The sequence below is a fragment of the Amycolatopsis sp. NPDC114478 genome (assembly GCF_055633805.1).
The window spans coordinates 172,328-189,438 of record NZ_JBVKDO010000011.1 but is presented as its reverse complement, the minus strand read 5'-3'; the positions used below and the strand labels follow the sequence as shown (position 1 = coordinate 189,438).

17 protein-coding genes are annotated in these 17,111 nt (G+C 70.8%); 10 read left to right on the top strand and 7 right to left on the bottom strand.

Going from position 1 to position 17,111, the window contains the following annotated elements; translation table 11 throughout:
* Window positions 1-42: 42 nt before the first annotated feature.
* The gene (locus ACZ7OH_RS28750) at window positions 43-1,401 is read left to right on the top strand and encodes a M20 family metallopeptidase (RefSeq protein ID WP_470283659.1); all 1,359 of its coding nucleotides are present in this window, start codon (window positions 43-45) and stop codon (window positions 1,399-1,401) included.
* On the opposite strand, the gene ACZ7OH_RS28745 is transcribed toward ACZ7OH_RS28750, so the two are convergent.
* Together ACZ7OH_RS28745 and adh are read right to left on the bottom strand one after the other, a co-directional pair.
* Window positions 1,367-1,738 carry a DUF779 domain-containing protein gene (locus ACZ7OH_RS28745; RefSeq protein WP_470283658.1) on the bottom strand — a complete coding sequence of 124 codons (372 nt, stop codon included), beginning with the start codon at window positions 1,736-1,738 and terminating at the stop codon, window positions 1,367-1,369. The genes ACZ7OH_RS28750 and ACZ7OH_RS28745 overlap by 35 nt on opposite strands.
* Window positions 1,738-3,261 (bottom strand): aldehyde dehydrogenase, encoded by a 1,524-nt coding sequence (gene adh / locus ACZ7OH_RS28740; protein ID WP_470283657.1) that lies wholly within the window; start codon window positions 3,259-3,261, stop codon window positions 1,738-1,740. Before adh ends, ACZ7OH_RS28745 begins: the two co-directional genes overlap by 1 nt.
* A gap of 112 nt (window positions 3,262-3,373) precedes the next feature.
* Here adh and ACZ7OH_RS28735 point away from each other — a divergent pair, with 112 nt between their 5' ends.
* Window positions 3,374-4,849 carry a helix-turn-helix domain-containing protein gene (locus ACZ7OH_RS28735; RefSeq protein ID WP_470283656.1) on the top strand — a complete coding sequence of 492 codons (1,476 nt, stop codon included), beginning with the start codon at window positions 3,374-3,376 and terminating at the stop codon, window positions 4,847-4,849.
* A gap of 3 nt (window positions 4,850-4,852) precedes the next feature.
* Here ACZ7OH_RS28735 and ACZ7OH_RS28730 read toward each other — a convergent pair whose 3' ends face one another.
* A complete protein-coding gene (locus ACZ7OH_RS28730; protein ID WP_470283655.1) occupies window positions 4,853-5,278 on the bottom strand; it encodes a YybH family protein in 426 nt (141 codons plus the stop codon).
* A gap of 109 nt (window positions 5,279-5,387) precedes the next feature.
* On the opposite strand from ACZ7OH_RS28730, the gene ACZ7OH_RS28725 reads away from it, so the two are divergent.
* Together ACZ7OH_RS28725 and ACZ7OH_RS28720 are read left to right on the top strand one after the other, a co-directional pair.
* On the top strand, window positions 5,388-6,185 hold the full coding sequence (locus ACZ7OH_RS28725; protein ID WP_470283654.1) for an SGNH/GDSL hydrolase family protein: 798 nt from the start codon (window positions 5,388-5,390) through the stop codon (window positions 6,183-6,185).
* A complete protein-coding gene (locus tag ACZ7OH_RS28720) occupies window positions 6,164-6,721 on the top strand; it encodes a TetR/AcrR family transcriptional regulator (protein WP_400895135.1) in 558 nt (185 codons plus the stop codon). The genes ACZ7OH_RS28725 and ACZ7OH_RS28720 overlap by 22 nt, the downstream gene beginning before the upstream one ends.
* On the opposite strand, the gene ACZ7OH_RS28715 is transcribed toward ACZ7OH_RS28720, so the two are convergent.
* Window positions 6,696-6,911 (bottom strand): GNAT family protein, encoded by a 216-nt coding sequence (locus ACZ7OH_RS28715; RefSeq protein WP_470283653.1) that lies wholly within the window; start codon window positions 6,909-6,911, stop codon window positions 6,696-6,698. The two genes, ACZ7OH_RS28720 and ACZ7OH_RS28715, sit on opposite strands and share 26 nt — an antisense overlap.
* A 444-nt stretch (window positions 6,912-7,355) precedes the next feature.
* Between ACZ7OH_RS28715 and ACZ7OH_RS28710 the strand changes: the two genes are divergently transcribed.
* The 3 genes from ACZ7OH_RS28710 (at window position 7,356) to ACZ7OH_RS28700 (ending at window position 9,829) form a co-directional block, all read left to right on the top strand.
* Window positions 7,356-8,075, top strand: a complete 720-nt coding sequence (locus ACZ7OH_RS28710; protein ID WP_470283652.1) for a DUF2786 domain-containing protein — start codon at window positions 7,356-7,358, stop codon at window positions 8,073-8,075.
* Between the two features lie 54 nt (window positions 8,076-8,129).
* Window positions 8,130-8,867: a Long-chain-fatty-acid--CoA ligase gene (locus ACZ7OH_RS28705; protein WP_470283651.1), complete on the top strand. Its 738-nt coding sequence runs from the start codon at window positions 8,130-8,132 to the stop codon at window positions 8,865-8,867.
* 71 nt (window positions 8,868-8,938) lie between these two features.
* Complete coding sequence (locus ACZ7OH_RS28700) at window positions 8,939-9,829, top strand: DMT family transporter (protein WP_470283778.1); 891 nt, start codon at window positions 8,939-8,941, stop codon at window positions 9,827-9,829.
* Here the strand turns inward: ACZ7OH_RS28700 and ACZ7OH_RS28695 are convergent.
* Together ACZ7OH_RS28695 and ACZ7OH_RS28690 are read right to left on the bottom strand one after the other, a co-directional pair.
* Entirely contained in the window at window positions 9,778-11,889 is a 2,112-nt protein-coding gene (locus tag ACZ7OH_RS28695) for a putative bifunctional diguanylate cyclase/phosphodiesterase (RefSeq protein WP_470283650.1), read from the bottom strand. The genes ACZ7OH_RS28700 and ACZ7OH_RS28695 overlap by 52 nt on opposite strands.
* A 19-nt stretch (window positions 11,890-11,908) precedes the next feature.
* Complete coding sequence (locus ACZ7OH_RS28690; RefSeq protein ID WP_470283777.1) at window positions 11,909-12,727, bottom strand: SAM-dependent methyltransferase; 819 nt, start codon at window positions 12,725-12,727, stop codon at window positions 11,909-11,911.
* Window positions 12,728-12,907: 180 nt separating this feature from the next.
* Between ACZ7OH_RS28690 and ACZ7OH_RS28685 the strand changes: the two genes are divergently transcribed.
* From ACZ7OH_RS28685 to ACZ7OH_RS28675, 3 genes are all read left to right on the top strand, one after another.
* Entirely contained in the window at window positions 12,908-14,212 is a 1,305-nt protein-coding gene (locus ACZ7OH_RS28685) for a cytochrome P450 (RefSeq protein WP_470283649.1), read from the top strand.
* Window positions 14,213-14,330: 118 nt separating this feature from the next.
* Complete coding sequence (locus ACZ7OH_RS28680) at window positions 14,331-15,203, top strand: alpha/beta fold hydrolase (protein WP_470283776.1); 873 nt, start codon at window positions 14,331-14,333, stop codon at window positions 15,201-15,203.
* Window positions 15,204-15,253: 50 nt separating this feature from the next.
* Entirely contained in the window at window positions 15,254-15,892 is a 639-nt protein-coding gene (locus ACZ7OH_RS28675) for a DUF6308 family protein (protein WP_470283648.1), read from the top strand.
* Here the strand turns inward: ACZ7OH_RS28675 and ACZ7OH_RS28670 are convergent.
* Window positions 15,882-17,084 carry a cytochrome P450 gene (locus ACZ7OH_RS28670; protein WP_470283647.1) on the bottom strand — a complete coding sequence of 401 codons (1,203 nt, stop codon included), beginning with the start codon at window positions 17,082-17,084 and terminating at the stop codon, window positions 15,882-15,884. The genes ACZ7OH_RS28675 and ACZ7OH_RS28670 overlap by 11 nt on opposite strands.
* Between the last annotated feature and the right edge of the window lie 27 nt (window positions 17,085-17,111).

Here is a 17,111-nt window from a genome sequence, read left to right as displayed (position 1 = left end):
GCACGACCGTTCGTATTGTTTTCTCCCTTTAGGCTGGCGCTCATGGAACTGCTCGACCAGGCCCGCGCCCACGTCGACTCCGGCGCGTTCTTCGCCGAACTCGCCCGGCTGGTCGCCTACCCCACCGTGAGCGACGCCCCCGAAGGCCGCGCCGCGATCCAGGCGTACCTCGACGAAGTCCTGACTCCGGCGCTGGCCCGCCTCGGCTGCGAAGTCACCCAGCACGCCAACCCGGACCCGGCGGGCGGCCCGTTCCTGGTCGGTGTCCGCACCGAAGGTGAAGACCTCCCGACACTGCTCTGCTACGGCCACGCCGACGTCGTCGGAGAAGCCGGGCAGTGGGGTGCCGGACTCGACCCGTGGACGCTGAGCGCGGACGGCGACCGCTGGTACGGCCGCGGCACCGCCGACAACAAGGGCCAGCACCTGATCAACCTGACGGCGTTGCGGCTGCTCCTCGAAGCCCGCGGCGCGCTCGGCTTCAACCTGAAGTTCCTCTTCGAGACCGGCGAGGAGATCGGCTCACCAGGGCTCACCGAGTTCGCCGAGCAGGAACAGGACCTGCTAAAAGCCGACGTCCTCATCGCCTCCGACAGCCCGCGCCTCGACGCGGCAACGCCGACGTTGTTCCTCGGCGCCCGCGGCGGAATCCGGATCGACCTGGACGTCGACCTGCGCCCGGGCGGCTCCCACTCCGGGAACTGGGGCGGCATCCTGCGCAACCCGGCCACGACGCTGACCGCGGCGATCGCGAGCCTCGTCGACGGCCACGGCCGCATCCAGGTGCCCGCGCTGCTGCCGCCGGAGCTGCCGGAGTCCGTCCGTGCAGCGCTGGCCGACGTCGTCGTCGACGCACCGGACGAGGGCTGGGGCGATCAACGACTCGGCCCCGCCGAGCGGCTCTACGGCTGGAACACCCTGGAGGTGCTGGCGCTCGACGCCGGGAACGCCGACCGCCCGGTCAACGCCATCCCCGGCCGCGCCCGCGCGGTGCTGCAGCTGCGGTACGTCGCGGGCACCGACGTCGGCGACGTCACCGCGACGGTCCGGGAACACCTTGCCGCGCAGGGGTTCCCGATGATCAAGGTGACCACCGAGGCGAGCTTCCGCGCCAGCCGCACGCCGGTCGACGACCCGTGGGTGGCCTGGGCGCGACAGGCCCTCGACGCCGTTGTCGAGAAGCCCGTCGCCCTCCTGCCCAGCTTCGGCGGCGGCCTGCCCAACCACGTCTTCACCGACGTCCTCGGACTGGCGACGCTGTGGCTGCCGCACTCCTACCCCGGCTGCCGGCAGCACGCGCCGGACGAGCACCTGCTCGTCCCGGTCGCCCGGGAAGGACTGGTGCTCGCCACGGCGTTGTTCGGTGCTATGGGTTCAGCGCCGCCGACTCTTCGTCGGTGAGCAGCCGGGAGCGGATCAGGAAGCGCACGCCTTCGGGCGCCTCCAACGAAAACCCGCTCCCGCGACCCGGCACGACGTCGATCGTCAGGTGCGTGTGCTTCCAGTACTCGAACTGCGGCCCGGACATCCAGACCGGCACGTCCTCGATGCCCTCGACCTCGAGGTCGCCCAAGCGGACGTCCGAGCCGCCGATCTTGAACTCCCCGGCCGGGTAGCACATCGGGGCGCTGCCGTCGCAGCACCCGCCGGACTGGTGGAACATCACCGGCCCGTGGAGTGACACCAACCGCCGCAGCAGGTCCGCGGCGGCCGGTGTCAGGTCCGCGCGCCGCGTCATCAGAAGAACCCGAGCGCCTGGTCGGAGTAGGAGACGAGCATGTTCTTCGTCTGCTGGTAGTGGTCCAGCATCATCTTGTGGTTCTCGCGGCCGATGCCGGACGCCTTGTAGCCGCCGAAGGCCGCGTGCGCCGGGTAGGCGTGGTAGTTGTTCACCCAGACGCGGCCCGCCTGGATGTCACGGCCGGCGCGGTAGGCGGTGTTGCCGTCGCGGGACCAGACACCGGCGCCGAGGCCGTACAGCGTGTCGTTGGCGATCTTCACGGCGTCGGCGTAGTCGTCGAACTTCGCCACCGACACGACCGGGCCGAAGATCTCCTCCTGGAAGATCCGCATCTTGTTGTCGCCGGCGAACACCGTCGGCTCGACGTAGTAGCCGCCCGACAGCTCTCCGCCGAGGTCGGACCGGACGCCGCCGGTGAGGATCTCGGCGCCTTCCTGCTTGCCGATGTCGATGTAGGACAGGATCTTCTCGAGCTGGTCGTTGGACGCCTGCGCGCCGATCATCGTCTCGGTGTCGAGCGGGTGGCCCTGCTTGATCTTGCGGACGCGCTCGACGCCGTCGCCGAGGAACTTGTCGTAGATGCCCGACTGGATCAGCGCCCGCGACGGGCAGGTGCAGACCTCGCCCTGGTTGAGCGCGAAGAGCGCGAAGCCCTCCTGCGCCTTGTTGTAGAAGTCGTCGTTCCGCGCGGCGACGTCGTCGAAGAAGATGTTCGGGCTCTTGCCGCCGAGCTCGACGGTCACCGGGATGATGTTTTCGCTGGCGTACTGCAGGATCAGCCGGCCCGTCGTGGTCTCCCCGGTAAACGCCACCTTGCGGACGCGGTTGCTGGAGGCGAGCGGCTTGCCGGCCTCGACGCCGAAGCCGTTGACGATGTTGACCACGCCCGGCGGGATCAGGTCGCCGATGATCGAGAACAGCAGGTGGATCGACGCCGGCGTCTGCTCGGCCGGCTTGAGCACGATCGCGTTTCCCGCGGCCAGCGCCGGCGCGAGCTTCCAGACCGCCATCAGGATCGGGAAGTTCCACGGGATGATCTGCGCGACCACGCCGAGCGGCTCGTGGAAGTGGTAGGCGACGGTGTTCTCGTCGATCTGCGAGATGCCGCCCTCCTGGGCGCGCAGGGCGCCGGCGAAGTAGCGGAAGTGGTCGATGGCCAGCGGGATGTCGGCGGCCAGCGTCTCGCGGACCGGCTTGCCGTTCTCCCACGCCTCGGCGACCGCGATCGCCTCGAGGTTGCGCTCCATCCGGTCGGCGATCTTCAGCAGGGTGTTCGCGCGTTCCTCGGCCGAGGTCCGGCCCCACGCGGGCGCCGCGCCGTGCGCCGCGTCGAGCGCCTTCTCGACGTCCTCGGCGTTGCCGCGGGCGATCTCGCAGAAGGTCTTCCCGGTGACGGGCGTCGGGTTCTCGAAGTACTGGCCGCTCGCGGGCGGTACGTACTCGCCGCCGATGTAGTGGTCGTAGCGCGCCTCGTAGCTGACGACGCTGCCTTCGGTGTTCGGTGCGGCGTACTGGACCATCTTCCCTGCCTCGTTGCTCGGAGTGACGGTTGGGCTGATGGCGGCGAAGGTAGGCGCGGCAACGTTGCACGCGCGTTGCAGCGCTGTGAGCTGGCTCTCTACCCTGGAGGACGTGGCAGAGGCGCCCGAACCGGAGATGCTGCGGGACCCCGAGTCCTACGCGCGGCTGCTGGAGCACGTTCGCGACGCGGTGCTCCAGGGCGTCCCCGGGCCGCGGCCGCCACGCTCCGTGGTCCACGACTCGTGGAACCGCTCGCTCGCCGCGCGCGTCGACCCGGACGAGGGCGAAGCCCCGTTCGTCTACTCCTCGGACGCCCTTTCGTCGCTGCGCGAAGCCCATCCGCTGGCCCCGGTGCTGCCGGTGCTGCGGCAGATGCTGGTGAGCATCGCCGACGACGCCGAGCACGTGATGATCGTGACCGACGCCGAAGGCCTGATCCTGTGGCGCGAGGGCGCGGCGGCCCAGCTGCTGCGCGGCGACCGCGTCGGGCTCACTGAAGGCACGCGGTGGAGCGAGGCGGCGATCGGCACCAACGCCATGGGCACGGCGCTGGCCACCGGGGAGCCGGTGCAGATCCACTCGGCCGAGCACCTGGTCCGGCGCTACCACACGTGGACGTGCGCGGCGGCGCCCGTGCGCGACCCCGAGACCGGCGTCCTGCTCGGCTCGATCGACGTCAGCGGACCGCTGCGCACGGTGCACCCGGCGATGATCTCGCTGGTCACGGCCACGGCGCAGCTCGCCGAGGGCCAGCTGCGCGCCCAGCTCGCGATCCGCGACGAACGCCTGCGGCGCGTCAACATGCCGCACCTGGAGGCCCTGCGCGGCCGCCCGGGCGCGCTGCTGTCCGCGGGCGGCCGGGTGCTGGCCGCCCAGGCGTGCCTGCTGCCGTCCACAGTGGACATCCGACGCGGCGGCGGGACGGTCGCCCTGCCCGACGGCCGGCTCGCCACGGTGGAGCCCCTCGACGAGGGCTACCTGCTCCGGCTCGCTTCCGGCGGCAGTGGCAGCCAACGGTCACGGCTGCGGCTGGAGTACCTGTCGGACGGCCCGCACGTGACCACTGTGGACGGTCGTGAGATCCCGTTGACGTTGCGGCACGCGGAGATCCTCACGCTGCTCGCGTTGCACCCGAACGGCCTTTCGGCGGAACGCCTGGCCCTGCAGCTCTACGGCGAGACCGGCAACCCGGTGACGGTCCGCGCGGAGATCCACCGCCTGCGCTCCCAGCTGGGCGCCTCGGTGGTGCAGACGCGCCCGTACCGCCTGGCGGCCGACGTCGACGCGGACTTCGCCACGGCCAAGGCGCGCCTGCGCGCCGGGTCGCCGTCCGACGTCCTGCGCCTCTTCCGCGGGCCGCTGCTGCCGGAGTCGGAGGCGCCCGCGATCCGCGAGGAGCGCGAGACGCTCACGGCCCAGGTCCGCCAGGTGGCGCTGAACAGCGGCGACCCGGGCGTGCTGTGGTCGTTCTGGGAGACCGCCTGCGGCGTCGACGACTTCGCGGTGCTGGACGCCCTGCTGCGGACGCTGCCGGCAGCCGACCCGCGGCGGGCCGCCGTCTCGGCCCACCGCGCCCGGCTCGCCTGAGCGTCACGGCTCGAGGTCGGTCACGCCCTTGCCGGTCGCCATGTCGAACGGCACCGACGCCTGGTCGTGGACGATCACCCAGCCGTCGCCGGTCTCACGGAGGACGAAGGTGGCCCGGACCCACATGCCCTCGACCGGCGTCCCGCCGAGCCGCGTCCCGCTGACCCGGCCGAAGCCGTGCCCGACGGCGAGACCCGCGCTCACCGTGACGGCCAGGTCGCGCAGCTCGTAGTCCACCGTCTCGAAGATGGCGAACACCTTCGCCCAGTTCTTCAGCTTCGCGTCGACCCCGACGTGCTGCAGCGGCGGCTCGACGTCGAAGGACACGACGTCCGGGGCGTAGAGCTCCCGCAGTGCGTCGAGGTCCTTGGCCCGCAGCCCGTCGATGATCTTGCCGATGTGCCGGACGACTTCCGATTCGCGTGTCATGCCCTTCCGACGAACCCGGACCCCTGATTGTGACGACCGAAGTAGACACCGTCTACAGAAGTTTGATAGACAGTGTCCACAAGGTGAACCACGGGTTACGGAGATCGGAATGAGCTACCACCGTTTCGTCGTCCTCGGCGACAGCTGCGCCGAAGGACTCGACGACCCGTACCCGGACCAGCGCGCCTACCGGGGCTGGGCCGACTTCGTCGCCGCCCGGCTCGCCCAGGACGAGCCCGGCTTCCGCTACGCCAACCTGGCCGTGCGCGGGCGGCGGCTCGACCAGATCGTCCCCGAGCAGGTCCCCGCGGCGACGCGGCTGGCACCCGACCTCATCGCCCTCTTCGGCGGCGGCAACGACGTCATGAGCCGCGGGTGGGACGCGCGGACCGTCGCCCGGCGGGTCGACGCCGCCGTCCGCGCGTGCACGGAGATCTCGCCCGTGGTCGTCACGTTCACCCTCAGCGACGTCTCGCACCGGATGCCGCTCGGGCGCCGGATGCGGCCGCGGATCGTCGCGCTCAACGAGGCCATCCGCGAAGCCGCCGTCAGCTACGGCGCCCTGTTGATCGACCTGTGGCCCGACCAGGCCGTCACGGACTCGCGGTACTTCGGCACCGACCGGCTGCACCTGTCCGCGCACGGCCACCGCCGGCTGGCCGCGTACGTCTTGGGCCTGCTCGGCGTCAGCCACGACCCCGCGTGGCTCGAACCCCTGCCCGGCGCGGCGGCCCCCGGCAGCTGGCGCGCCGACGTGCACTGGCTGCTGCGCGAGGTCCTGCCGGTCGCGGTGACGCGCACGCGCAACCGGATGATCGGCCGCCAGCCCGGCGACGGCTTCTTCCCGAAGCGCCCGGACCTGCTCCCCATGACCCTGGACGAGGCGTGGGCACCCGGCAACGCCTGATCGACACCGCGTCCGAGCTGCTGGTGGACGGCGGCGTCGAGGCGGTGACGCTGCGCGGGATCGCGAAGGCGGCCGGCGTTTCGCACGGCGCGCCGCTGCGGCACTTCTCCGGCCGAGCCGAGCTGCTGTCCGCCGTGGCGACGCGCGGGTACGCGGAGTTGCTCGCCCGCCGCGACACGCTTCCGGGCAACTCGCCGCGCGAGCGGCTGACCGCCGCGTGCCACAGCTACCTCGACTTCGCGCTGGCCAACCCGGCGATGTTCGAGCTGATGTTCCGCCGCGACCTGGTCGACGCGGACGACCCGGCGCTGTCGGCGGCGGCGAGCGCGGTGTTCGACACGTTCGCGGTGCTGGTGGCGGCGGTCCCGACCCCGCTCGCGCGGTCCGGCGCCGATTTGCGGCTGGTCGCGGCGTCGCTGTGGGCGGCGCTGCACGGCCTGGCGCAGCTGTGGCTGTGGGGCGGGCTGGCGGGAGCGAGCTTCGCGCCGTCCCCGGAGTCGGCACTGGCCGTCACGCTGGACGCGTACCTGGGCTGACCTCCCGCTGCACGGCGATCATGGACGGCAGCGTCGTGAAGCCGACTTCCCGGTTGACGCGGATCATGTGCGTGTTTTCGGCACCGGTGGTGGTGCTGATCCGCGCGACGGCGGGCCGCTCGGCGAGCAGCCACCGCACCATGTGCGCCTTGACGCAGCGGCCGAGGCCCCGCCCCCGGTGCGCGGCCACCCGCCGGGACCGGGACGTCCCAGCGCGACGGGTCGGCCTCGGCGGTCACCAGCGCCTGCCGCACGATCGTGCGCACCGGCCGGAAACCCATGGCCGCGGCCCACGGCTCGCCCGCGGTGCCGGCGGCGACCTCCCAGTCCTCGATGACCCGCCGGCCCCGCTCTCGGAGGACGGGCAGCACCGCGCCGCCGATCGCCTCACGCCGGGAGGCCGGGTGCACGACGATGTGCGTCAACCCGATCGAGCTGTTCTCGGCGTCGCCGAAGTGCACTTCGGCGAGCGCGACGAGATCGTCGCCGCGCAAGCCCAGCCAGCGCGCGGCCTCGCCCATGCCCGGCAGCGGCCGCGTCCACCGCTCCCCCTCCGGTCGTCCCGTCCAGTCTTCCAGGACACGCCGTACCCCGGTGCGCGCGTCCGAACACCTGATCGAATACCCTGCCCTCCATGACCGAGTCAGACCCGCAGCTCGAGCGCATCCGCAAGCTGCTGGCCAAGGCCGAGGACCCGGCGGTCACCGAGGCTGAAGCCGAGGCCTACAACAAGAAGGCCGCCGAGCTGGTCGCGCGGTACGGGATCGACCAGGCGATGCTCGCCGCGTCCGGGGCGAGCTCCGATGACATCGGCACGTTGAAGATCCCGATGAACGACCCCTACAGCCGCGACAAGGCGAGCCTGCTGACCTCGGTCGCCTACCCGCTGCGCTGCCGGACGCTGCTGCACCGCTACGGCCAGAAGGTCGACAGCGTCACCGTTTTCGGCTACCGCTCCGACCTCGGCCGGGTCGAGCTGCTCTTCACCAGCCTGCTCCTGCAGGCGAGCACGCAGCTGACGCGCGTCCGGCCGGATGGCTTCTTCCCCGGCGAGTCGCTCGCCGCCTACCGGCGCACCTGGCTGCACGGCTTCGCCCGCGCCGTCCACGAGCGGCTGTCGCAGGCCGAGCAGGAAGCCGTCCGCACGGCGGTGCCCGGCGAGAAGTCGGCCGAGCTGGTCGTCCGCGACCGCGCGCAGATGGTGCAGCACGCGTTCGACGCCGAGTACGGCGACCTGCGCTCGGCCGCGCCCCGGCGGCTGTCCGGCAGTGGCTACCTCGACGGCCACGACGCCGGCACGCGCGCCAACCTCGACCCGTCCGCGCTCACGCGGCGGCTCAAAGCCTTGCGCTGAGCGTCGCCCGGATGCCGGTGTCCGCCGGGTGATCTTTTCGCTTCACTGAACCGCATGCGCGTTGTCGATCTTGCCTCCCGTCCTGATCTGCTCGACGCGGCTTTGGGCCTCGGCGACGTCGGCGGCCAGTTCATCTATCAGGGCGCGAGCGGCCGGATGATCACCGGCGAGCGGTTCCTGCGCCACTGGGCGCGCTACTTCCTGATCGCCCTCGACGACGACGGCGTCCCGATGGCGCGCGCGTTGTCGGTCCCACTCGCGTTCCCGGCGGAAGACCGCACCGAACTGCCGGACCACGGCTGGGACCAGGCGATCGAGTGGGCCGCCCAGGACGTGATGGACGGCCGCGAGCCCACCGCGTTGTGCGCGCTGGAAGTCGTGATCGCGCCACACCTGCGTGGCCGCGGGCTGGCCGCGCCGATGCTGAAAGCCCTGAAGGCGCGAGCCGCGGAAACGGCGCTGCGCAAGCTGATCGTGTCGGTCCGGCCGATCGGCAAGGAGGCCGAGCCCGCGGTCCCGATGCCGGAGTACGCCGCTCGCCGCCGCGAAGACGGCCTGCTCGCCGACCGCTGGCTGCGCACCCACGAGCGTCTCGGCGCGCGGGTGGTGAAGGTGTGCCCGTTCGCGGTGACGCTCGCCGGTTCCCTCGCCGACTGGCGCGCCTGGACTGGAGTGAAGCTCGAAGACGGCGAGAACTTCATCCCCGGCGGCATCGCCCCGGTCTACGCGTCGACCGCCTACGACACGGCGACGTACGTCGAGCCGAACGTCTGGATGGACCACCCGATGTAGCAATGCTTAACGGTGGGTCCAGAACTCTTCACTTGTCCTGATAGGACGGCTGGGGCACCGTGGATCACGTGATGCGAATAGCCGTGCTGGCTCTGTTGTGGGGTTCGGGTTTCCTCTGGATCAAGCTCGCCCTGACCGGGTTGAGCCCCCTCCACCTCACGCTGATCCGCTGCGCGCTCGGCGCGTTGACGCTGCTGGTCATGGCCTTCGCGGCCGGGCAGCGGCTCCCGCGCGACCGCCGGACGTGGGGACGGCTGGTCGTCGCCGCGTTCTTCTGCAACGCGCTGCCCTTCGCGCTCTTCGGTATCGGGGAACGCACGGTGGACTCCGGCGTCGCGGGCGTCATGAACGCGACGACGCCGTTGTGGTCGCTGCTGATCGGCGTCCTGCTCGGCACGGACCGCCGCCTCGGCCCGGCGCGGCTGGCCGGACTGGCCCTCGGGTTCGCCGGCGTGCTGGTGATCTTCGCGCCCTGGGAGCACTCGGGGCTGCTGAGCGCGGGCGCGCTGGCGCTGCTCGGCGCCGGCCTCAGCTACGCGATCGCGTTCGCTTACATGGCCCGGAAACTGCCGCCCGGCGGAGCGCCGCTCGCGGTCTCGGCCGCCCAGCTGATGACGGCGACCGCGTTGACGGCCCTGGCGCTGCCGGTGGCCACGACGGCCCCGCACCTGAACCCGACCGCGCTGCTGGCGGTGACGGTCCTCGGCGTGTTCGGGACGGGGATCACTTTCTACCTCAACTACCGGGTCCTCACGGACGAAGGCCCGACGGCGGCGGCGACGGTCGGCTACCTGCTCCCGGTGGTCTCGATCGCCCTCGGCGCGCTCTTCCTCGGCGAACCGCTGTCCCCGCGCGTGCTCGGCGGCATGGTGGTCGTGCTGGTCGCCGTCGGCCTGACCCGCCGGCCGGCTCAGGCGAAGCTGCCGGCCAGCTCGCCCGGCGCTCTCGCGACCCCGAAGTAGTCACCCGTCCCCAGCTCCGCGCCGGCCGTGCGCCACCAGTTCGCCTGGTCTTCCGTGTGGATCCCGTCCACGACCAGTGTCGCGCCGACCTGGCGGACCAGCGGGACCAGCGCGCTCAGGAACGTCGAATCCGACCACGCCTGCCACTCCGCGAGCCTGCGGTCGACGCGGACGATGCCGACCGGCAGCTCCTCGACCGCGCGCAGGTCGTCCGGGCCGAGCCCGAACTCGTCGAGCATGACGCACACGCCGAGGGCGGCCAGCGCGGTGACGTTGTTGAGAACACCGGACACCTTCAGCGCGCCGACCGGCACGCCGAGCATCAGCTGCTCCGGCGGCAGGCCGGTGTCCGACAGCAACCGCGTCACGCGCGTGCCGAGCGCGTCGTCCGACACCTGGTGGCCGGTCAACCCGGCGACCACCGGCAGCCGTGAACCCGCGCGCTGGCGCCACCATTCGCCTTGGCGGCCCGCCGCGCGCAGCAGCCAGTCCCCGAGCTGCAGCACCAGGCCGGTCGACTCGGCGAGCTCCGCGCAGCGTTCGTGCCGCAGGGCCGCGGCACCCGGCCGGTCCCAGTACAGACGGGCCTCGTACCCGGCGACCTCGCCGTCGGCCAGCCGCGCGAGCGGCCGGTAGCGCACCGCGATCTCGCCGTTCTCCCAGGCACCGGCCATGCCGACGGCCAACGCCTGCGTCCTGCGGTCTTCCGCGTCGGCGTCGCGGTCGAACATCTTCCACTGACCGCGCCGCCGCACCTTGGCGCGCCGCAGCGTCTGGTCGGCCGCGCGCAGCAGTTCCGCCGGGTCGATGCTCTCGGCGGGCCGGTGGACCACGCCCGCGCTGGCCGACAGCGCGAGGCCGTGACCTTCGACGAAGAACGGCTCGGCGAGCTCGTCGTTGATCGCGCGGACGATGGCGGCGATGTCCGGCGTCGTCGCGGAGTTCTCGACCAGGATGCCGAACTCGTCGGCGTGGAACCGGGCGATCATCGCCTTTTCCCCGGCCATCACGGACTTCAGCCGCTGGGCGAAGTGCACCAGCAGCTGCTCGCCGACGCGGCGGCCGAGGCTGTTGCAGACCATGCCGAACGCGTCGAGGTCGACGTGGAACAGCGTGACCCCGTACTCCGGGTCGGCCCGCCGCAGCGCCGCTTCGAGGTGGGTGCCGAAGTACTGGCGGTTCGGCAGCCCGGTCAGCACGTCGTGCAGGGCCTGGCGGCTCAGCTCGCCCTGCAGCAGCATCAGCTCGGTGCCGTCCTCGACCACGACGACGAAGTGGCCGGGCTGGTCTTCGGCGTCGCGCAGCAGTGACGCGGTGAGCGAGATGCGGGCGACGTCGCCGTCCTTGCGCAGCAGCCGCTGGGACTGCCGGATCCGTTCCTTGCCGCCGCTGACGAGCGACGTCATCGCCTCGCGCAGGACCTCGACGGTCTCCGGGTGCACGTGGTCGGTCAGCCGCGACCCGGTCAGCTCGCCCGCCGGGTGCCCGAGCATCTCGGCCAGCGCGGCGTTCGCGCGCACGATCCGGCCGTCGAGGGCGACCAGCGCGATGCCGCTCGCGGACGACGTCACGACTTCTTCGAAGCGGGCTTCGCTCTGCTTCAGGTTCCACTGCGCGTCTCGCACCGCTTTGAGCAGCGACAGGTGCATGATCTCCTGCTGGTCCAGCACGCTCCGCTCGTGCGCGAGCAGGAACCCGCAGGAAAGCGCGCCCAGCGCCACCACGATCCGCTCGGTGAAGCGCTCCGCCGGCCGCAGTTCCGGCAGTGCCGGCAGGCCCTTCCCGAGGACGTCGAGCGTGCATCGCAGCCCCGGCTCGCCGACGTAGCCGAGCCCGACCAGCCGCGCGCCGATCCGCTCGGCGGGGGCGGTGTCCGCGGACGAGCCGCGCAGGGATTCGACCAGCGTGTCGAGCATTCCGCGCAGTTCTTCGTCGAGGAGCTCGCGGCTCAGCGACACGACGGTCACGCCGCTGAGCAGGTACGCCCATTTCCGGGCGAGCACCGTTCGCGCGCGTTCCGGATCCGGCCCCGCCGGCGCTTCCGGTCGTTCTTCGATCATCGGCATCTGCGGCGCCCACTCAGCTCTTTCGGCCGATTCCGGAGTAGACCAGCATGTTCATCTCGGCCGCCGCGGAGATGTCCGCCGGCCCGGACGGCCGCCATTCCCCGCAGCCGACCAGTCCCGGTTCGACGATTTCGAAACCGGTGAACAGTTCGGCCACCTGGCTGTGCGTCCGCAGCGTCACCTGGTCGGGACTGCGGCTTTCTTTGATCACTTCCGTCGCTTCTCCGAGGTTTTCGCCCTGGTGGTCGCCGGTGACGTGGGTGATCGCGAGGAAACTGCCCGGCACGAGCGCCGAACCGTACCGGCCCACGAGGTCGAGCGGCCCGGATTCGTCCGGGATCCAGTGCAACATCAACAGCATCAGCAGCCCGACCGGCTTTTCGAGATCGATGAGCTCGCGCACCTGCGGTGATTCGAAGATCTTCTCCGGATCCCGCATGTCGGCCTGCACGATCGCCGCACGATCGTTTCCCGCGAGCATGAGTTCGCTGTGCGCGACCGCCACCGGATCGCGGTCGACGTACACCACGCGGCAGTCCGGGTCCTGCGCCTGCGCGACTTCGTGGACGTTCGCCACCGTCGGGATCCCCGAACCGATGTCGAGGAACTGGCGGATCCCGTTGGCCGTCATGAACCGCACCGCGCGCCCGAGGAACGCGCGGTTCACGCGCGCCGCGTCGCGCAGCCCGGGCATCGCGCGTTCGATCTGCTCGCCCACCCCGCGATCGACGGCGAAGTTGTGGCCGCCGCCGAGCATGAAGTCGTAAGTGCGCGCCATGCTGGGCACGGAGATATCGACACCCGGTGGTACCCATTCCGGTGATCGTGTCACGAAAAACACCTTCTCAGCCGCGTCGGACCGGAAAGAGCTTAGCGATTCCCGAACGGCGGGCGACTGCGCCATCCGCGTGAGGGCACACCACCCGATCGGGCACTGTCCCGTTCGCCCGGACGCGCCTACCGTAGGCCGTCTCCTTGGGAAATCCACACAATGGCGTAACGAGGAGTCCGCATGACCGTCCCGGATGCCCCGGGCCGGTGGCCTTTTCTCGGGCACACTCCGGCACTGCTGCGGCAACGCTTCGCATTCACCGATTCCCTGCACGAACACGGAGAAATCGTCAAACTCCACCTCGGCCCGATGCCCGCCTACTTCGTCACCAGTCCACGGCTGGCCCACGAAGTGCTGGTCACGGCGGGCCCGAAGTTCCGCAAGGGCGTCATGTTCGACAAGTTCAAGCCGTTCGTCGGGAACGGCTTGGTGCTTTCGAACGGGGACTTCCACCGCCGGCAGCGGCGGCTGATGCAGCCGGCGTTCCACCGCGACCGCCTGGCCGCGTACGCCGAGACGATGCGGCGCGCGGCGACCGAACTGAGCGACTCGTGGCGACCCGGCGAAGTGCGGCCGCTCGACGAAGACCTGCAGGGACTCGCCGTGACGATCGTCGGCGAAGCCTTGTTCCACACGGAAATCGGGAAACAGGCGGTCGAAGAAGCCCGGAGGTCCATTTACCTCATCATCCAGCAGGGGATGATTCGCGCGTTGTCGCCGAAGTTCGTCGAGAACCTCCCGGTGCCCGGCAACCGCCGGTTCGACGAAGCGATCGAGCGGATGCGGGGAATCGTCGTGGACGTGATCCGCGACTGGCGCACCGAAAACGTGGACCACGGCGACTTGCTGTCGATGCTCCTGCTGGCCGGGATGACCGACGAGCAGGCCCGCGACGAGGTGCTCACGCTGCTCACCGCCGGCATCGAGACGACCGCGCTCGCGCTGTCCTGGACGTTCCACGAGCTCGGCCGGCACGCGGACGTGGAAGCCCGGGTGCACGCCGAGGTCGACGAGGTGCTGGGCGGGCGCCCGGTCACCGTCGACGACCTGCCGCGGCTGACCTACGTCCGGCAGGTGGTCGACGAGGTCCTGCGCTGCTACCCGCTGTGGATGCTGATGCGCCGGACGCTCGAAGAGGTCGACCTCGGCGGCACGCGGATCCCGGCGGGCGCCGAGGTGATCGTCAGCCCGCACGCCCTGCACCACGACCCCGCATCGTTCCCCGACCCGGACCGGTTCGATCCCGGCCGCTGGGAACCGGAGCGAGCGGCGCAGTTGCCCAAGGGCGCGTTCATCCCGTTCGGCGCCGGCGGGCGGCAGTGCATCGGAAACCGCTTCGCCCAGAACGAAATCGTCATCACGGTGGCCACGGTGGCCGCGCGCTGGCGGCTGGTCCCGCTCCCGGGCCGGCCGGTACGCGTGAAGTTCACCTCCGCCGCCTACCCGGACAGCCTGCCGATGACGGCTGTCCCCCGTCACCAGTAGGAGGACTTTCCCCGTGCTACGCCGAATTTGTGCTGTCTTCGTGCTGTTCGCGGCCACGTTGTTCGTGCCCGCCCCGGCTTTCGCGACGACGTGCGAGGACCTGTACGTCCCGGTCACGGTGGCCCTCTTGCCGCAGACCATGCACGGCCGCCTGTGCGCCCCGCCCGGGGCGACGACGTTGGTGGTCCTCATCCCCGGCGGCACGTACAACGCGTCCTATTGGGACATCGGCTACACCCCCGAGATCCGGTCGTTCCGGTTGGCGATGAACGGGTCCGGGATCGCGACGCTCGCGCTCGACCGCCTCGGCACCGGGCAGAGCTCGAAGCCGTTGAGCACGCTGCTGAGCGCGTCCGTCCAGGCGACGGCGGCGCACCAGGTGGTCCAGGCGGTGCGTCCCCGGTTCGCGAAGGTGGTCATCGGCGGTCACTCGATCGGTTCGGCGATGGCGATGATCGAGGCGGGCCGCTACCGGGACGTCGACGGCGTGCTCGTCACCGGGATGACGCACCGGATGAACCTGGTCTCGGTGATCCCGACGCTGGCCGGAATGCACCCGGCAACGCTGGACCCGTCCTTGCCGGGCCGCGACGCGGGCTACCTGACAACCGACGCGGGCACCCGCTACACGGCCTTCCACACCCCGGGCCCGTACGACAACGCGGCGATCGCCTACGACGAGTCCACAAAGGACGTTTTCGCCGCCACGGAGGCGGTGGACAGCCTGACGCTGACGACGGTGGTCACCCCGGCGTCGCAGCAGATCACGGCGCCGGTCCTGCTGGTGGTCGGCGACGACCCGAACTTCTGCGGGCTCTTGGGCAGCGACTGCTCGTCCCCCGCCGCCTTGCAGGCGTCCGAGGCGCCGTTCTTCGGCACTTCGCGGCTGCAGGCGTACATCCTGAACGGCTACGGCCACGCGATCAACTACGCCCCGAACGCGCCGCGGTACTTCGGCGTGGTGGGAAATTGGCTTAAAACCCTGCCGTAACGGTAGATCGGACGGGCACGACCCTCATTCGGCGATGAGGGGAGCCCGTCATGCCGGACTACGCCGACCAGCACGAGCTGTTGGACGAATGCGTCCGCGGCAAGCACCGCGACGAGTCGTTGACGGCTCTCCGGTACTACTTCGACGACTGCACGGGCCGCTGGTTCGAGCGCTACGCCGGCGGCGGCGACGAACCGTCGGTCGCCAACACGGTGACCGAAGCCGACGTCCTGGCGCTCAACTTCCTGAGCATCACCAGCCTGGCGAACGTGGCCATCGACGCGACGATGACGCACGCGCTCAAGATCCGCGAGCTGCTGGAGCAGATCCCCCCGGACGTCCCGATGCACGAGGCCCCGTGGTCGACGTACGAACCGGGCGCGCCGGCCTTCCGGCTGTGGGAGCTGTTCCGCCAGTGCGGCGGCAACCACCGCCCGGTGACGGCGTCCAAGCTCCTGGCCCGCAAGCGCCCCCACCTGACCCCGGTGTACGACAGCCAGGTCCGGACGGTCCTCAAGGCCCCGGCCAGCCCGTGGCACTGCCTGTGGACCTGGTTCGACCAGGACCGGACGAGAGCACCGGCGCTGGAGGAGCTGCGGAAGGAGGCGGGCGGCATCGACGACATCAGCCTGCTGAGGTGCCTCGACGTCGTGTTGTGGATGCGCGCCCGCCGCGGGGTCACCAGGTGACGGGCAGCTCGTGCACTCCGTAGATGTTCATGTCGGTCCGCAGCTTCACCTCATCCGCCGCGACGGCGAGCCGCAGCGTCGGGAAGCGCCGCAGCAACCCCTCGAACCCGGCCCGCATCTCGATCCGCGCCAGCTGCTGCCCCAGGCACTGGTGAACGCCGTGCCCGAAGGACAGCAACCCCCGCGCGTTGCGCCGGAAGTCCAAGACGTCCGGGTCCGGGAACCGCTCCGGGTCCCGGTTGGCGGCCAGCAACGACACGACGACCGTCGACCCCGCAGGGATCGTTTCACCCCCGAGCGAAAGGTCCTCCGTCGCGTAGCGGAAGAAAATGTCGGCCACGGAGAGGTACCGCAGGAGCTCCTCCACAGCCCCCGGCAGCAACTCCGGCTCGGAGCGCAGCGAAGCGAGCTCGGCCGGGTGCTCCAGCAGCGCGAACGTCCCCAGGGACAGCATGTTCGCCGTCGTCTCGTGACCGGCGATCAGCAGCAGGAACGCCGCCCCGGTCAGTTCCTCGATCGTCAGGTCCTCGTGCCGGGCCAGATCCGAGAGGATGTCCTCGGTCGGCGAAGAACGCTTGCGCGTGACCAATTCGGACAGGTACGTGTTCAGCGCGATGTACGCGCCCATCTTCTGCTCGAGCGTCTGGTCGCGGACCATGAACTGCGCCGAATCGGCCTGAAAACTCCCGCGGTCCTCGTACGGGACGCCGAGCAGTTCGCAGATCACCAGCGACGGCACCGGCAGCGCGAACTCGGCGACCAGGTCGACCGGCGGCGTCAGCGCCTCCAGGTGGTCCAGCTGCTGCTCCACGACGTCGGCGATGCGCTCTTCGAGCTGTTTCATCCGCTTGACGGTGAACGCGCCGGTCAGGCGCTTGCGCAGCCGGCCGTGGTCCGGCGGGTCCATCGCGATGAACATGCCCGGCAGCTGCGGGGACGGCTCGGTCGCGACGGGCATGCCGGGCGTCTCGTACGGCACGTGGACGACGTCGAGGTCCAGCCGCGAGCTGAACCGCGTGTCCGCCATCATCTGGCGCACCGCTTCGTAGCCGGTGACGAGCCAGCCCTCGTGGCCGTCCGGGAAAACCATCGGGCTGACCGGTCGCACCGAACGCAGCCGGGTGATCTCGCGGGGCGGGTCGAAGGGGCCCGCGTCGCGCTCCATCGGCAGTCCCTGCGGGATGTCGCTCATCGGAGGTCCTTTCGTGGTGGTTGTGCC

Excerpts from the sequence above, each read along its gene's own strand:
- ACZ7OH_RS28750 (WP_470283659.1), top strand. The coding sequence starts at position 43 with ATGGAACTGCTCGACCAGGCCCGCGCCCACGTCGACTCCGGCGCGTTC.
- ACZ7OH_RS28745 (WP_470283658.1), bottom strand. The coding sequence starts at position 1,738 with ATGACGCGGCGCGCGGACCTGACACCGGCCGCCGCGGACCTGCTGCGG.
- adh (WP_470283657.1), bottom strand. The coding sequence starts at position 3,261 with ATGGTCCAGTACGCCGCACCGAACACCGAAGGCAGCGTCGTCAGCTAC.
- ACZ7OH_RS28730 (WP_470283655.1), bottom strand. The coding sequence starts at position 5,278 with ATGACACGCGAATCGGAAGTCGTCCGGCACATCGGCAAGATCATCGAC.
- ACZ7OH_RS28725 (WP_470283654.1), top strand. The coding sequence starts at position 5,388 with ATGAGCTACCACCGTTTCGTCGTCCTCGGCGACAGCTGCGCCGAAGGA.
- ACZ7OH_RS28710 (WP_470283652.1), top strand. The coding sequence starts at position 7,356 with ATGACCGAGTCAGACCCGCAGCTCGAGCGCATCCGCAAGCTGCTGGCC.
- ACZ7OH_RS28705 (WP_470283651.1), top strand. The coding sequence starts at position 8,130 with ATGCGCGTTGTCGATCTTGCCTCCCGTCCTGATCTGCTCGACGCGGCT.
- ACZ7OH_RS28700 (WP_470283778.1), top strand. The coding sequence starts at position 8,939 with ATGCGAATAGCCGTGCTGGCTCTGTTGTGGGGTTCGGGTTTCCTCTGG.
- ACZ7OH_RS28695 (WP_470283650.1), bottom strand. The coding sequence starts at position 11,889 with ATGATCGAAGAACGACCGGAAGCGCCGGCGGGGCCGGATCCGGAACGC.
- ACZ7OH_RS28685 (WP_470283649.1), top strand. The coding sequence starts at position 12,908 with ATGACCGTCCCGGATGCCCCGGGCCGGTGGCCTTTTCTCGGGCACACT.
- ACZ7OH_RS28675 (WP_470283648.1), top strand. The coding sequence starts at position 15,254 with ATGCCGGACTACGCCGACCAGCACGAGCTGTTGGACGAATGCGTCCGC.
- ACZ7OH_RS28670 (WP_470283647.1), bottom strand. The coding sequence starts at position 17,084 with ATGAGCGACATCCCGCAGGGACTGCCGATGGAGCGCGACGCGGGCCCC.